This window comes from Lederbergia citri (genome assembly GCF_018343625.1).
Taxonomy (GTDB): Bacteria; Bacillota; Bacilli; order Bacillales; family Bacillaceae_C; genus Lederbergia; species Lederbergia citri.
In genome coordinates this window covers 1079871-1095142 of record NZ_JAGYPG010000001.1, presented here as the reverse complement: position 1 = coordinate 1095142, position 15272 = coordinate 1079871, and the positions used below count along the sequence as shown (strand labels likewise).

19 protein-coding genes are annotated in these 15272 nt (G+C 34.8%); 16 read left to right on the top strand and 3 right to left on the bottom strand.

Features of this window, described 5'->3' with window-relative positions:
- Positions 1 to 65 precede the first annotated feature (65 nt).
- The 6 genes from KHA97_RS05530 to KHA97_RS05505 all read left to right on the top strand — a co-directional run bounded on the left by KHA97_RS05530 (position 66) and on the right by KHA97_RS05505 (position 5118).
- Positions 66 to 1121 carry a helix-turn-helix domain-containing protein gene (locus KHA97_RS05530; RefSeq protein WP_213123705.1) on the top strand — a complete coding sequence of 352 codons (1056 nt, stop codon included), beginning with the start codon at positions 66 to 68 and terminating at the stop codon, positions 1119 to 1121.
- Positions 1118 to 2557 carry a RecQ family ATP-dependent DNA helicase gene (locus tag KHA97_RS05525; protein WP_325167412.1) on the top strand — a complete coding sequence of 480 codons (1440 nt, stop codon included), beginning with the start codon at positions 1118 to 1120 and terminating at the stop codon, positions 2555 to 2557. Before KHA97_RS05530 ends, KHA97_RS05525 begins: the two co-directional genes overlap by 4 nt.
- A gap of 2 nt (positions 2558 to 2559) precedes the next feature.
- A complete protein-coding gene (locus tag KHA97_RS05520) occupies positions 2560 to 3147 on the top strand; it encodes a CPBP family intramembrane glutamic endopeptidase (RefSeq protein ID WP_213123704.1) in 588 nt (195 codons plus the stop codon).
- A 16-nt stretch (positions 3148 to 3163) separates the two neighbouring features.
- Positions 3164 to 3871, top strand: coding sequence for a LysM peptidoglycan-binding domain-containing protein (locus KHA97_RS05515; RefSeq protein ID WP_213123703.1), 708 nt, complete (start codon positions 3164 to 3166; stop codon positions 3869 to 3871).
- 62 nt (positions 3872 to 3933) lie between these two features.
- Positions 3934 to 4389: a DUF2663 family protein gene (locus KHA97_RS05510; protein WP_213123702.1), complete on the top strand. Its 456-nt coding sequence runs from the start codon at positions 3934 to 3936 to the stop codon at positions 4387 to 4389.
- Between the two features lie 72 nt (positions 4390 to 4461).
- The gene (locus KHA97_RS05505; protein ID WP_213123701.1) at positions 4462 to 5118 is read left to right on the top strand and encodes a L,D-transpeptidase family protein; all 657 of its coding nucleotides are present in this window, start codon (positions 4462 to 4464) and stop codon (positions 5116 to 5118) included.
- 105 nt (positions 5119 to 5223) lie between these two features.
- Here KHA97_RS05505 and KHA97_RS05500 read toward each other — a convergent pair whose 3' ends face one another.
- From KHA97_RS05500 to KHA97_RS05490, 3 genes are read right to left on the bottom strand one after another with little or no spacing between them, the layout of a single operon-like run.
- On the bottom strand, positions 5224 to 5793 hold the full coding sequence (locus KHA97_RS05500) for a manganese catalase family protein (protein ID WP_213123700.1): 570 nt from the start codon (positions 5791 to 5793) through the stop codon (positions 5224 to 5226).
- A gap of 30 nt (positions 5794 to 5823) precedes the next feature.
- Positions 5824 to 6084, bottom strand: coding sequence for a spore coat protein CotJB (locus tag KHA97_RS05495; RefSeq protein ID WP_213123699.1), 261 nt, complete (start codon positions 6082 to 6084; stop codon positions 5824 to 5826).
- A complete protein-coding gene (locus KHA97_RS05490; protein ID WP_213123698.1) occupies positions 6081 to 6311 on the bottom strand; it encodes a spore coat associated protein CotJA in 231 nt (76 codons plus the stop codon). The genes KHA97_RS05495 and KHA97_RS05490 overlap by 4 nt, the downstream gene beginning before the upstream one ends.
- Positions 6312 to 6449: 138 nt before the next feature.
- On the opposite strand from KHA97_RS05490, the gene KHA97_RS05485 reads away from it, so the two are divergent.
- The 10 genes from KHA97_RS05485 to KHA97_RS05440 all read left to right on the top strand — a co-directional run bounded on the left by KHA97_RS05485 (position 6450) and on the right by KHA97_RS05440 (position 15134).
- Complete coding sequence (locus KHA97_RS05485; protein ID WP_325167411.1) at positions 6450 to 7235, top strand: metallophosphoesterase; 786 nt, start codon at positions 6450 to 6452, stop codon at positions 7233 to 7235.
- A gap of 57 nt (positions 7236 to 7292) precedes the next feature.
- Complete coding sequence (locus KHA97_RS05480; protein ID WP_213123697.1) at positions 7293 to 7865, top strand: adaptor protein MecA; 573 nt, start codon at positions 7293 to 7295, stop codon at positions 7863 to 7865.
- A gap of 604 nt (positions 7866 to 8469) precedes the next feature.
- Positions 8470 to 9429 (top strand): YpdA family putative bacillithiol disulfide reductase, encoded by a 960-nt coding sequence (locus tag KHA97_RS05475; protein ID WP_213123696.1) that lies wholly within the window; start codon positions 8470 to 8472, stop codon positions 9427 to 9429.
- 375 nt (positions 9430 to 9804) lie between these two features.
- Positions 9805 to 10494, top strand: a complete 690-nt coding sequence (prsW, locus tag KHA97_RS05470) for a glutamic-type intramembrane protease PrsW (RefSeq protein WP_213123695.1) — start codon at positions 9805 to 9807, stop codon at positions 10492 to 10494.
- A gap of 111 nt (positions 10495 to 10605) precedes the next feature.
- A complete protein-coding gene (sleB, locus tag KHA97_RS05465; protein WP_213123694.1) occupies positions 10606 to 11436 on the top strand; it encodes a spore cortex-lytic enzyme in 831 nt (276 codons plus the stop codon).
- 18 nt (positions 11437 to 11454) lie between these two features.
- A complete protein-coding gene (gene ypeB, locus KHA97_RS05460; protein WP_213123693.1) occupies positions 11455 to 12804 on the top strand; it encodes a germination protein YpeB in 1350 nt (449 codons plus the stop codon).
- Between the two features lie 89 nt (positions 12805 to 12893).
- The gene (locus tag KHA97_RS05455; protein ID WP_213123692.1) at positions 12894 to 13544 is read left to right on the top strand and encodes a flagellar brake protein; all 651 of its coding nucleotides are present in this window, start codon (positions 12894 to 12896) and stop codon (positions 13542 to 13544) included.
- Between the two features lie 53 nt (positions 13545 to 13597).
- Complete coding sequence (locus KHA97_RS05450) at positions 13598 to 13777, top strand: DUF5359 family protein (RefSeq protein WP_213123691.1); 180 nt, start codon at positions 13598 to 13600, stop codon at positions 13775 to 13777.
- 98 nt (positions 13778 to 13875) lie between these two features.
- Positions 13876 to 14553: a (d)CMP kinase gene (cmk, locus tag KHA97_RS05445; protein WP_213123690.1), complete on the top strand. Its 678-nt coding sequence runs from the start codon at positions 13876 to 13878 to the stop codon at positions 14551 to 14553.
- Complete coding sequence (locus KHA97_RS05440; protein WP_213123689.1) at positions 14550 to 15134, top strand: lysophospholipid acyltransferase family protein; 585 nt, start codon at positions 14550 to 14552, stop codon at positions 15132 to 15134. Before cmk ends, KHA97_RS05440 begins: the two co-directional genes overlap by 4 nt.
- The last annotated feature ends 138 nt before the right edge of the window (positions 15135 to 15272 follow it).

Below are 15272 nucleotides of genomic sequence, written 5' to 3'. Positions count from 1 at the left end.
ATAGTCGAAATATAGAATACATGGTAAAATATAGAGACTAAAAGTAGTTAAGGGAAGCGTTTATTATGACTTTTTTGCATGCCTTGATATTAAGATGTTTAGACACGATAAATGGCGATCGTACTATTTATTCTATATATCATTTACTTGCAGGAAAGAAATCATCACAGACTATTCAAGATGCCCATTTATATAAGCTATCCCCATTATTTAAAACAATGCCGGGATTAGGTCGGCGGCAATTTGAACTTAATATTGAGGAACTTCATGAGAAATCATATATATCCTTTTTGGAAGATACAACTAAATGTAAAGTGACCGAAGAAGGAAATAAGTCATATTCCCTTTTCTTTCAAGAGACAAAAAACTTTAACTATATTGATGGATGGAAATATCAAGATACGTCAATTCAATTTTGGAAAAGGCTAACCTTATTAATCCAAGCTTTGTCCCATTTAAATCATTCCGTAAATCGTTATTTTCCGATCCAAAGAGATGAAGAAGTACTAGGTTGGGTGAGAGATTTTTTTAGGAATGATCACGGAAATCGTTTGTGTATATCAAAGGACTTATACAGTGAAATGCAATCAATATTTTCTAATGATTTTCCTGAGGATCCTTATTTTATAGTAGCTAGGCTAAGCGGCTTTGAACTGATAGGTTTAACACAAAAACAAATTGCGGATAATGTTGGCTTAGAAGAAATAGAATCATATTTTCGATTTTTGAATGGGCTCCACTATTTAATTCAAACTGTTATTAGCGAAAAGAAAAGATATCCGTTTCTCTTTACATTAGTTTCAGATATTTATAAACCATTACCCCTTACAAAATCGACTGTACATACTTACAAGCTTCTTCAACAAGATCTCACGATTACACAAATTGCTGAACTGAGAAAATTAAAACAGGGTACGGTTGAAGACCATATTATTGAAATTGCCTTATTGGATCCGGAATTTTCCATTAAGCCCTTTGTGGAAAATAGACAGGCTGCGGCAATACTGGAAACCGCAAAACAACTTGGTCATAAAAAGTTAAAACCAATTAAAGAAAAAGTGAAGGATAGCTCTTACTTCCAAATTCGCCTAGTACTCGCGAAGGCCGGTGAAAAGATGTGAGTAAACATGAAGTATTAATGAACATATTTGGTTTCGGTTCTTTTAGAAAAGGTCAGGAAGAGATTATCGATGCCGTTTTAAATAAATCAGATGTATTGGCCATGCTTCCGACGGGAACGGGGAAATCTCTTTGTTATCAATTGCCCGGGTATCTATTAAATGGAACAGTTCTCATTGTATCTCCTTTAATATCTTTAATGCAGGATCAAGTTGATCAACTAAGAATGATTGGTGAAAAGAGAGCGGTAGCACTAAATTCATTTTTAAGTTTTAACGAGAAGAACAGAGTTTTACAAAATCTTTCTTACTTTCGCTTTATTTACATCTCACCTGAAATGCTGAGTTCAGAATATATTATAAAAAAGCTTGAGCAATTGGAAATTTCACTATTTGTTATTGATGAGGCACACTGTATATCCCAATGGGGTCATGATTTCCGCCCTGATTACTTAAATCTTGGAGCAGTTCGGTCAAGACTGGGCGATCCTCCAGTTCTAGCGTTAACTGCTACCGCAACAATTGAAGTACGAGAAGATATTAAACAATATTTGCAATTAAATAATCCTAAAGAATTTATTTATTCTGTAGATCGGCCAAATATTAGTTTAGTCGTCGAGAAATTTGAAAAACATATGAAAAAAAAACAAAGATTGATTGAATTAATCCGTTTATTAGAAAAGCCAGGAGTGATCTATTTTTCTAGTAAACGTCTCGCTGAGGAAACAGTGGAATATTTGCGCCAAAACGGTTTTAACGACGTAGCAGCTTATCATGGTGGTATGGATCCAGAACAACGAATTTTAATACAACAACAATTTTTATACGGCCAAATCAAGATTATTTGTGCCACAAGTGCATTTGGAATGGGAATTAACAAAAATAATATTCGCTTTATTATTCATTATCACATCCCTGGACAAATGGAATCTTATTTACAAGAAGTTGGCAGAGCAGGCAGGGATTCTAAACAAAGCATCGCTTTCATGTTGTATTGCAATGGAGACGAATTATTACAACTCCAACTTATAGAAAACGAGCTCCCTAATGATATACAAATTGAATCTTATTACTCCAATGAAAGTAACAAAAAAGGTGCAGAAGAGCTTAATTTAACCGAAACCCAATGGCGGTTTTTGCAGTTTTATCAATCATCTAATATGAACGCCGACCAAGTAAAAGCGATTAAACAGGAAAGACGCTTGTTTAAATTAAATAAACTTAAACAAATGCTAAGGTGGGTACATTCATATAATTGCAGAAGAATGCAAGTCATGAACCATTTCAACGAAAAACTGCTTAAACCACCGATAAATTGTTGTGATATATGTAGTTTTAATATCAATGATTTTCAAGAAAAACAGGTAATGGATTCAAAAGCGGAAAATCTTTCTTGGGAAAAAAGGCTTCAGCAACTATTGCTTATAGAAAGCGGATGACGATGAAAAAAAATAGACAGGCAGAAATTGCAAAAAATTTAACGGGAAAGGAACTAGTATTTCATTTATTATTGACGCAGTCATTAATTATTTTATTAGCACTTATACTGTGTTGGATACTATTTCCTGATATGTCAACTATTTTGAAACTCTTTCATTGGGATATCGTTTGGATTGTTATAGGATTGTGCAGCGGTCTAACCGTAGTTGCACTTGATTTAGTATTAATGAAAAAAGTACCAAATGAATATTATGATGATGGTGGAATTAATGAAAAGATATTTTCCGGCATGCCAATTTGGAAAATCGGTGTCCTTTCATTACTGATTGCTTTTTCCGAAGAACTGCTATTTCGGGGAGTAATTCAAACACATTTTGGTTTTTGGATTGCGAGTATCATTTTTTCATTCATCCATTTTCGTTATTTATCAAACTGGTATTTGCTGTTAAATGTTTCCTTGTTAAGCCTTTGGATTGGCCTAATATATGAATGGTCAGGCCAACAAATTTTTCCAGTCATCATCACGCATTTTATGATTGACTTTTTGTTAGGCATTAAAATGAGTCGTAATTCCGTTCATAATGATTAAAGAGAAGGGATCAAATATGTCAAATAATCAAAAAGAAACATACCGTGATTCAGACGATCTTTCAAGTAGGCTTCCATCAAGAATGGAAGTACACGGACAAAAAAATCGAAAAAGAAAAAGGAAGAATAGTGATGAAAAGGGGACGTCAAAACAAAAGAAAATAAAAATTACGATTCCTCTCATATTGCTTGTCGTACTTCTTTTGCTTCCAGGGGCATATGCCATTTATTTATTTAATAAAGAAAAAGACAATGCCTCCACTTCGGCTAACGGAGTTGGTGAAGAAATATCATTTGCCGAAGATAATAGTATTGAAGCTTCTATTGATCATAAAGACCCCTCAAATACACCAGTTGTAGAGACAGATGATAATAAAGAGGATAAAAACAAAGTAGAAGAGAAGGAAGAAGATAAAGCAAAAACTGAAGATAATAAAACAGAAGGAGAAAAAACAGAACAGAAAGCTGAAGAACAAAAAGTGGAAGTTCCTCAATCTGAACACAAGCCCGAAAAGGTAGATCAAGAGCAAAAGGCTGAAGAACCACCTGTACAACAGGAGGAAGCAAAAGTTGTGTATCACACTGTTCAAAAAGGAGAGACCTTATTTAGGATCTCCATGCAATATTATAAGAGTCAAAGTGGAATTGAAAAAATAAAGGAAGCTAATAGCATTACTGGAAATGAAATCAAGGTAGGTCAGTCACTAAAAATACCACTACCATAAAGTCATACTCCGAATATCTAGTTCATATTTTCTAATATGGACTAGATATCGAGGTGAAAAAGATGGAACAATTTTTGGTGGAATTAGGTGACCATACCGATCAAACGACGAAACAAATGCTTCAAAACTTGATTGATAAACGGCTTAAATATAATCGTTATAAAAATATTCATTTTCTTTTGCTAACAACGGCCTTCGTTTTTGGTTTTTTCGTTTTTTTCTTTTTTTATAAAACAACAGTGGAAACGAACGGTTCCAATATGTTCGATATGTTTTCTTTCTTTGTGAGAAAGAATCATTTTTTAACTCTTTTCTTTATTGTTTTTACTTTATTCGGATCTGTGAAGGTGATATTTGATAAAAAAGAGAAATCAAAAAAAGAGTATCATGCTTTGAGATGTGAGATTATCGAGAAAAGTAAAGACTTATGGAAGGGAGACAAATGGAACCAGCGACATAGGGTTTTTGAGCAAATGAAAAAAAACTACGATATCAATTTATATCATCAAAGCAAATGATTCGATTTTTCGTGTAAAAACGACAAAAAAAGAAACAATAAAGTTAATGAAACAGATAAGGAAGTATATCTGATGAAAATACGTTTATTGTTTCTTTTTTTTGTGTCTTTTTTATTATTTTTACCAAGTAAATATATGTATGCCTATGGGAATGAAAGCATTTATATAAAAGTTGATCTATGGTCAAATGAACTTATAGTCATTGAAAAAAATAAAGTTATCAAGAGATATCCTATTGCCCCAGGAAAAGAATTGTCTCCAACACCGATTGGTATTTTTGAAGTGAATTATAAAGCAGAATCATGGGGTGGTGGATTTGGGACGAGATGGTTAGGGTTAAATGTTCCTTGGGGTATGTATGGTATTCATGGGACAAATAAACCAAGTTTCATTGGCAGAAATGTAAGCAGCGGCTGTATCAGAATGCGGAATCAAGATGTTGAGCAATTATATAAACTTATTCCAAAAGGTGCGAAAGTACATATTGATGGCCCAATTACCGGAATTGGAAAAGGCGAATATAAAAATCTTTCTATCGGCTCAAAGGGGAACTTAGTTCAACTCGTACAAGAAAGATTAAAAGGTATGGGATTATATAAAGGGCAGATTGATGGAATATACAATGTTGGAACAGAAAACGCAGTAAAAAAACTTCAAAGAATTCATCATATTTCTGTAAATGGAGTTATCTCCATGAGAGAGTATTTGCTTTTGGGACTGATGGAGTAGAAAAGGCACCGTTCGGAATGTCCAAACGGTGTTATCATTATTTATGCGGTGAACTAGAAAGAAAAGAGATTAAGCGATTAATTTATTTCCTTCCCACTTTATTATTTAAAATATCTTTTTACGATCCTGTTCTTCCTTTAATATTTCCACTGCTTCTCTAAATCGTTGCGAGTGGATAATTTCTCTTTCTCTTAAGAAACGAAGGCCGTCATTTAAATCGGGATCATCGCTCATATTAATGATCCACTGATATGTGGCCCTCGCTTTTTCCTCTGCAGCTATATCTTCATATAAATCAGCGATTGGGTCTCCTTTTGCCTGTATATATGTGGCAGTCCAAGGGACACCACCAGCATTTTCGTAATAAAGAGCTTTTTCGTGATTAGCGTAATGGGCTCCAAGTCCCGCTTCCTTAAGTTGATCAGGAGTCGCATCCTTGGTTAGCTTATAAACCATTGTGGCAATCATTTCTAGATGGGCAAATTCTTCTGTCCCTATATCAGTCAATAGCCCAATTACTTTATCAGGAATACTATATCGTTGATTTAAGTAGCGAAGGGCTGCAGCGAGTTCTCCATCTGCGCCACCATACTGCTCAATTAAAAACTTGGCAAGCATTGGGTTGCATTGGCTAACTCTAACTGGATACTGTAGTTTCTTTTCATATACCCACATATAGACCATTACCTCCTATTTTCAATGCATTTATACTTGCCATGGCCAAGGAGCTTCTTTCCAGTCCCAAGGATATTTTGAATAGCTGCTTCCAAAACTTGTTAAAGCCCCGAATTCTTTTTCAAATTGATTTTTAACATTATTCCTCATTTGGATAAATGCATTATATTGTTGGATTGCTTCTTGATCGTTTGGATGAGTATTCAAATATAATGCTAATTCGACGATTACGAAATCCACCTCTTGTAGCTCTTGCATTAAATCATAATATTTTTGAGGCACCTGTTTCATATCTCTGCCTCCTCCCGTGCCCTTTCATAGGGACTATAATATGGATCGTAGAAAGCTTTCCAAAGCGTCCCTTTTTTTAACGCTTCTTTTGGTGAAAATTGAGGTAAATTAGGCGGTTGGAAACCCATATATAAATTAGGAGGAGTAGAATAAGTTTTTACCGTGATTGGAGGGCAAGGGTCAAACGGGCTTATATAGGGCATGTAGGATTTATAGAAGCTAGGCATACAATACCTCCTTTTACTGTCATCATTCCATTGTATGACATATCACTCGTCTTAATTCGAAAGCGTCAGCGTAGAATTAAGATATATAACTTCCATCATGTTATAATTTCTGTATTCCAGTGAAAATAAGGTGATCTTGTGGAACTGTTAATTATCGCTATCTTTTTATGTGCGGTAATGCTGATAATTTATATGTTTAGAGAAGCATTTAGAGATGAAGTTAAAATTCAATTATTGAAGTTTTCAAACTTCCCAAAGGAGATTGGTGAATTTAATATATTTTTTATTTCTGATATCCATAGGCGAAGGATAAGTGATTCAATCGTAGAACAAATTAAAGGAAAAGCGGACATTATTGTCATCGGCGGTGACTTGACAGAAAAAGGGGTTCCTCTTGAAAGGGTAGCAAATAATTTAAAGAAGCTTATACATATTGCTCCAGTTTTCTTTGTATGGGGTAATAATGATTATGAAGTAGCTACACATCAATTAAGAGACGTTTTCAATTTATTAGGAGTGAATGAACTTTTAAACAAAATATATTACATAAATAAAAATGATAAGAAAATGGCTTTAATTGGTTTAGATGACTTAACTCAAGAATTGCCTCCACTTGACCTTTTAATGGATCAGGTAGATGAGGAAGCGTTTAAAATTTTAATATGTCATAACCCTGAAACTATACATTCTGTACCGAATATCGATAAAATTTCACTCGTGTTAAGCGGACATACACATGGTGGGCAAATTCGCATTTTTGGAATTGGTCCGTATCGTAAAGGAGGAATAAGAAAGGTGCACGGAACAATTCTTCTTACTAGTAATGGATATGGAACAACACTACTTCCGCTTAGGCTTGGAGCACAGGCAGAAACACATTTACTTATGATTAAAAATGAAAATAGTGATCAACCTATCTCATGAACAATCCACCACCTCCTTCATACAATGGGGTAAGAGCAACATTCAGGGGGCGGTTTCATGAGGCTGGAGCGCATATCATCTAATCAAATTAAATATTCCATATCATTTGAAGAACTTACATGTAAAGGCTTTTTACAAGAGGAAATGATGAAAGATACATTTATATGGGATTCATTGTTTGATGAGATGCTCGATGAGGCAAGCCGTATATATGAATTAGACACATACGGGGCTGTATCAATCGATATATATTCACTTACATCTAAGGAGCTAGTATTGATTCTAACTATAGATGAAGATGACATGAAAGACGCGCCAACTGAAGGCAAGAAAAAGTATCATCCGGCCAATGATCAAATTATCATCATTGCATTTGATGATATAGAACATTGCATTTTATTGGCGAAAAGTCTTTCACATCGTAATCTTGGGGAACTACAAAGCTCATTATTTTACATTAAATCCTATTATTATTTAACGATAACAAAAACAGGTATAAGAAGTAACACTCTTTACGGAATATGTGAGGAATATGGAAATCTTGTCAACACCTCAATTGAGTATTTAGAGGATTATGGAAAAAAAATAATTAATAATAATGCGATACAAACATTGCACCATTACTTTTGAATCATAATCTTTGCACGATATTTAGAAATCTCCTATCATGATAGATAGGAGATTTTTTATTGTTAAGGAAATTATTAATTGAAAACTTTGTGGATAATTTTCTAGGATATAGTTGCCGTCCAGCTCCAGCGCCTATCGACTAGCAAACTTCTTGTCCTTCTCTTTTGCGTAAGTCAACATCAGCTCGTCTTGTCTAGCTTCAGACGCCAGCCCCTCGAGGTCAAATAACCTGAGTCAATAAAAAGTCAAAGTGCAGACTTTTTTTTGACTCAGAACATTTGCTTGTCGGAGGCACGCAGGATGCGGGTCAGGAAGGCGTTGCAACAGGACGTTGCGCACTTAGCCTTCCTTCTTTTATCCGGGCGCCTTACGCTTTTCAACCTCGCCGTGTTTTCTTTATCTCAGTCGAAGGCCAAAAGAGGAACGTCGACTAAAGACGCCACGTCCTGTGGCAACGCCGACGGACCCGCATCCCGCGGGCCTGTACGTCGATAAACAGGCGCTTGTGCTTTTGTTCAGGAATTCAACTAGTTTAGTTTTCAAAAATTTTGAATATGAAAATACATCTTACGCGTCATTGATTTGATAGAAGGAGAGTCGTCATATGCAACATGAAGATTGTATTATAGTAGGGGGAGGCCCTTGTGGACTAGCTGCTGCCATAGCAATGAAAGAGATAGGCATGAACCCTCTTATTATAGAAAAAGGAAATATTGTAAATGCCCTTTACAATTATCCTACCCATCAGACATTTTTTAGCTCTAGCGAAAAACTGTCGATTGGAGATGTTCCATTTATTATTGTTGAACGGAAACCTAAAAGAAATCACGCTCTTACATATTATCGGGAAGTTGCCAAAATAAAGGATCTACGTATTAATCGCTTTGAAACTGTAGAGATTGTAGAAAAAGAAAATGAAAAATTTAAAGTTAAAACAAGTATCCGCAATTACGAAGCAAAATATGTCATTATTGCAACAGGATATTATGATCATCCTAATTATATGGGAATACCCGGAGAAGATTTAAATAAGGTTTTTCATTATTTTAAAGAAGGCCATCCATATTTTGATACAGATGTTGTCGTCATTGGCGGAAAGAATTCAGCGGTTGATGCAGCCTTGGAATTGCACAAAGCAGGAGCAAAAGTGACATGTTTATACAGAGGGAACGATTATTCTCCAAGTGTTAAACCGTGGATTATTCCAGAATTTCAAGCGTTAGTGAGAAGTAATGAAATTGAAATGATTTTTGACGCGTCTGTGGTTGAAATTACACCAAGTACACTAGTATATGAAGTTGATTCGGAGAAACATGAAATAAAAAATGATTTTGTATTCGCTATGACTGGCTATCATCCTGATCATGATTTCATTAGAAAAATGGGTGTTGAAATAGAAGCTGAAACTGGAAAACCATTGTTTAATCCAGAAACAATGGAAACAAATATTTCAAACTTATACATCGCTGGAGTGATTGCAGCAGGTAACGATGCCAATGAAATATTTATTGAAAATGGACGCCACCATGGCGGACTAATTGCAAAATCAATACAATCAAAATAAAAATATAACATCCCTTCGTTGAGAGGGCATTAAAAAACTCTTTTATTTTTGACTTACACATCTTTATTTGTAAGTGTAGGGTGAGCCACATTGCAATAAGAGCCTGCTGGGGCTCAGCATAAGTCTTATTATTTTGCAGTAGAAACCGATCCTTACGCTCTAAGAAGTATTTAAAAAGTCGGCAATAAATTTAAAACAAGACAACCGTAATATCCATTTTTTGGTATTTATGGTTGTCTTTTTTTATGCTATTTCTCTTAATTTATTTGAAAAACTAAGAAGTTCAATATATTGTTCGGATTTCATAATTATTACATTTTCAACTTATCCTTTCCATGTTACCATTAAGGAAAGGATAAGAAATGAGGACTCACTATGATAGGGGTTTTATCTGCTGGTATCGCTCCCGGATTAGCACTTATCAGCTATTTTTATTTGCGGGATCAATACGAGCAAGAACCAGTTTTAAATGTATTTAAGGTTTTTTTATTTGGTGCTATTTTAACATTTCCGATTATGTTTCTTCAGTATGTCCTCGTTAAAGAAGGGATAATCGAGAACGGTTTCCTTCATTCTTTTTTATCTGCTTCTTTATTAGAAGAGTTTTTTAAATGGTTTATAATCTTATTTGCTGTTTATGAACATGCAGATTTTAATGAACCTTATGATGGAATTGTTTATGCTGCCAGCTTATCTTTAGGATTTGCAACGGTTGAAAATATTTTATATTTAGTTGCAAATGGAATTGAATATGCGTTCGGCCGTGCCTTGTTCCCAGTATCTAGTCATGCTTTGTTCGGAGTCTTTATGGGATATTATTTAGGAAAAGCAAAATTTAATATTAACGGAAAAAGAAAATACTGGTTACTCGCTTCTTTTTTTGTGCCGTTTATTTTGCATGGTATTTACGATTATATTCTTATTTCTGAAAAACAATGGTTATTTTATATCCTCCCTTTTATGTTGCTGCTTTGGTTTTTTGGTTTAAGAAAAGTGAAGCATGCCCACTTACTGACAAAGAAATATCATTACGAAAGAGAAAAGGAAAAAAGCGCTGTAATCTGAAAATGAATACAGTGTTTTTTTTTTTGCTCTAATACTAAAGAAATTTTTGCATAAAAACCTCCTAAATTCGGAAACTAATCCTATGAAAATTATAGTTGGAGGAAAATAAACATGAGATATTGCAAAGTAGCAAGACTTATCTTCCTTTTATTCATTTGTACCATTTTGTTATCAACTACAAATGTGAATGAAACCAATGCTTTTACTAATCAAGTTATTCAAAGAGGTGCAGTCGGAGACGATGTAATAGAGCTACAAGCCCGGCTACAATATATTGGTTTTTATACAGGGAAAATTGATGGTGTTTTCGGATGGGGGACTTATTGGGCTTTAAGGAATTTTCAAAATGATTTTGGGATGCCGGTAGATGGATTGGCGGGGCCGGAAACAAAAGAAAAACTTGTTAAAGCATCTAAATATGATAAACAATTTGTGATGGGACAAATAAATAAAGGAAAATCATTTACCCATTATGGAGGAACACCGCTCGCGAATCAAACAGGGCCAAGTAAAAAAAATAAGGCTACTCAAGCACCAAAGCCTGCTCAAGCACCAAAACCTACTGCGGCCAATACTCCTACAGGTTTTTCACAAAATGACATAACTTTAATGGCGAATGCAGTTCACGGAGAAGCAAGAGGAGAACCATATGAAGGACAAGTTGCAGTAGCTGCCGTCATTTTAAATCGTGTGAACAGTGCTGAATTCCCGAAAACTGTGGCGGGTGTAATCTTTGAACCTCTTGCTTTTACAGCCGTTGCAGATGGTCAAATTTGGCTAACACCGAATGAAACGGCTAAAAGGGCTGTCCTTGATGCAATAAACGGTTGGGATCCAACTGAGGGTGCTTTGTATTACTTTAATCCCAACACAGCTACAAGCGCTTGGATATGGTCAAGACCACAAATCAAACAAATCGGAGAACATATTTTTTGCATGTAAAACGCGAGGTGACTTTTTATGATCAGGAATATACTAATTGTAGTACTAGCGATAGGTGTTGCAGGTACCGCCTATTGGGGATATCAAGAACATCAAGAAAAAAATGCAATCTTGATTAATGCCGAAAATAATTATCAAAGGGCATTCCATGATCTTGCCTATCAGATGGATGTTCTTCATGAAAAAATTGGGTCAGCTTTAGCGATGAATTCAAAAAAATCTCTTTCACCAGCACTTGCAGATGTATGGCGAATCACATCTGATGCACGAGGTCAAGTGGGTCAGCTCCCATTAACTTTAATGCCATTTAATAAAACTGAGAATTTTTTGACAAATATCGGTAATTTCAGCTATAAAACTGCTGTAAGAGATCTTGATAAAGAGCCGTTATCCAAAAATGAATATGCTCTGTTGAAAAAAATGTATAGTCAAAGTGACGATATTCGCAATGAACTGAGAAAAGTTCAACATTTAGTAATAAAAAATAATCTTCGCTGGATGGATGTTAATTTGGCTCTCGCATCTGGGAAAGAAAATGCAGATAATACAATTATAGATGGCTTTAAAACAGTAGATAAGAGAGCAAAAGGATACGATGAAGAAAATTTACAAGACCCTACTGTTGTTTCTTTTCAAAAAAAGCAACAAAATTTTGACCATTTAAAAGGCAAAACCATTACAAAAGAGGAAGCACTTACTCTTGCTCAAAAATATTCAGGGATTAAAACCGTAAATGAATCTAGGGTTGTTGAAAGTGGAAAAGGTTCTCCGTTTCATTTTTATAGTGTCAACCTTGACGTTGGAAATGGAGATGGTGCAAGTTTAGATATTACAAAAACGGGCGGCTACCCTATTTGGCTTATTAATCACCGGGATATAGGCAGCCAAAAGCTAAGTTTGAACGATGCAATGGGAAAAGCAAGTAATTTCCTAAATGATCACGGGTTTAAAAATCTTGAAGCTGCTGATAGCATGCAATACGATACGGTTGGTTTATTTACGTACGTGACAAATCAAAATGGGGTCAAGATTTATCCCGAATCTATTAAAGTGAAGGTAGCTCTTGATAATGGACAAATTATTGGATTTTCAGCTAACGATTATTTAAAAGGACATAAAAAAAGAAATATTTCTAAGCCAAAATTGTCAAAAGATGATGCACGAGGCTACTTAAATAAAAATTTAAAAGTAATGGAGGATGGTCTTGCTGTTATTACAAACGAACTTGGTGAGGAAGTGTTCTGCTACGAGTTTATTGGTACGATAGATCAAGATACGTACAGAATTTATATTAATGCTCAAGATGGTACTGAAGAAAAAGTAGAAAAACTAAAAAATGCTGAACCCATTTATGAAGAAACAATATAGGCAGAATATAGCATTTCTGCCTATATTTTTTTTTCTATACGTGCGATAATAGAATTAATTGCTTATTAATTCTACGGGGTGTGGCATTCATGTTAAAGGTCGGAATGGAGCTTCTTTTGGAAACGGATAATCAAAATGAAGAAAAATATAAAGCGAAAATTGCAGATTTTGATGAGAATAAAATTTATATTTCTTATCCGCTCGGAGTTACAAGTAATAAAACAAAATTTTTGCGGACAGATACACATATGTATGCCAGCTTTGTGGATGAAGAATCTGGAGCATATTTATTTAAAACGAAAATCATCGGTAGGGTAAAAAATCAAATTCCTTTACTCGTGCTAACTTTTCCAGATGTTGAACATTTAATGAAAATACAAAGAAGACAGTTTGTGCGTATCGATGTTGCAATTGATGTATCATTGCAATTACTAGAATCGGGGGATGTAATTCCAACTGTTACAGAAGATTTTAGTGCTGGTGGCTGTGCGGTTCTTTTACCTAAAAATGTAACAATAAATAGAGGAGAAATAGGAAAAATATGTGTTGTCTTGCCTATGCAATCTGGAGAGTATGTTTATTTAAATCTTGATTGCAGACTCATTAGATCGTTTGACAAAAAGAAACGTCAGTTTGCCTCAATCCAGTTCTTAAACGTAAAAAATGTAGAACAGCAACAGCTAATGCGTTTTTGTTTTGAAAAACAATTAGAATATCGTAAAAGAGGTTTAACAAATTAATAGTATATAGATTGTTTTTTTGACCGATGATAAGAAGAAAACGGAGTGGTATTATGAGTACAATGGAACGCATTTTACTTAAACTCGTAATGATTCATCTTATCATTTTAATACTGGTACAAGGCTTTCATGAAATGGGCTTCCTTAAATACACGAATAAACTAATTATATACGAGGGTACGGCAGGCATCGAAGAACAGCCAAAATTAAATGTTTTTAATGGTAAAGAATGAGGACATATGCTTGTTCTCATTTTTTTATTGATAATATGATTTGTCTATGTCGTTCTATGGTAATATAGATTAGGAAAATGACTAAGCAGGTGAAAAAGATGAAGAAAATTAGCATAGCTATAGACGGTCCAGCCGCAGCAGGAAAAAGTACCGTCGCAAAAATGATCGCTGAAAAACTATCATATATTTACGTTGATACAGGTGCCATGTACAGGGCAATAACGTATAAATCAATTGTAGATAAAGTTGATATAAATGATGATACAGAAATCGAAAGGTTATTGTTGCATACAACTATTCAATTAAAACCCTCGGCCAATGGACAGCTGATTTACTTGGATGGGAATGATGTGACAAAACAAATTAGAGGAGAAGGAGTAACGAATAAAGTTTCTAAGGTAGCTGCCATAAAAGCAGTTCGTGAAGAAATGGTATTTCGTCAGCAAATGTTCGGCAAGGATGGCGGAGTCGTAATGGACGGTAGAGATATTGGTACAAAAGTTTTGCCAAATGCGGAGTTAAAAATATTTTTACTTGCTAGTGTGGACATTCGAGCTGAGCGACGCCACCTGGAAAATCTTCAAAAAGGATTTCCTTCAAATTTGGAAAAATTAAAAGAGGAGATCATGCTACGTGATAAACAAGATTCGGAAAGGGAGATTTCGCCTTTAAGAAAAGCGGAAGATGCAATAGAAATTGATACATCTTCATTATCTATAAAAGAAGTGGCCGAAAAAATATTAACTCTTGCTTTGGAAAGGATTGAAACTAAATGAATTTCTATTCATTTGCGAGGACAGTTGTAAGTATTGTCCTTAAACCATTATATAGAATTGAAACGAGGGGGACTGAACATTTCCCGAAAGATGGAAGTGTTTTGCTTTGCACAAATCATATTGATAATTTGGATCCTCCTGTTGTGGGCATTACGGCACCACGCCCAATCTATTTTATGGCAAAGGCAGAATTGTTTAAACGTCCATGGAGTAAGAAGCTAATGGAAAACATTCAAGCATTTCCCGTAAAAAGAGGGCTGAGCGATAGAGAGGCATTAAGAACGGGTTTAAAGTATTTAAAAGAGGGGAAAGTAGTAGGACTATTTCCGGAAGGAACTAGGAACTTAACAGGAGAAGTTGGTAAGGGGCTAGCGGGTGCAGGATTTTTTGCTCTTAGATCAAACGCACTTGTTGTTCCGTGTGCGATTATCGGGCCGTATAAGCCTTTTAAAAAATTAATTGTCGTATACGGAAAACCGATTGATTTTACCGAAATGAGAGAGAATAAAATATCGGCAGAAGCAGCTACAGAAATAATTATGTCCGAGATTAGGAAATTAGTAGACGAACATAAAAATTGATTTATTTTAGGAACTATAAACGCAATCGCTTGACAAAATAAAGCATTTATAAGAAGTTTATTACAAGATGATTTTTTTGGATTATGTGAGGATGTAACAAGAATGGAAATCCTTACAGTTTTAAAAGCAGGATAGGAG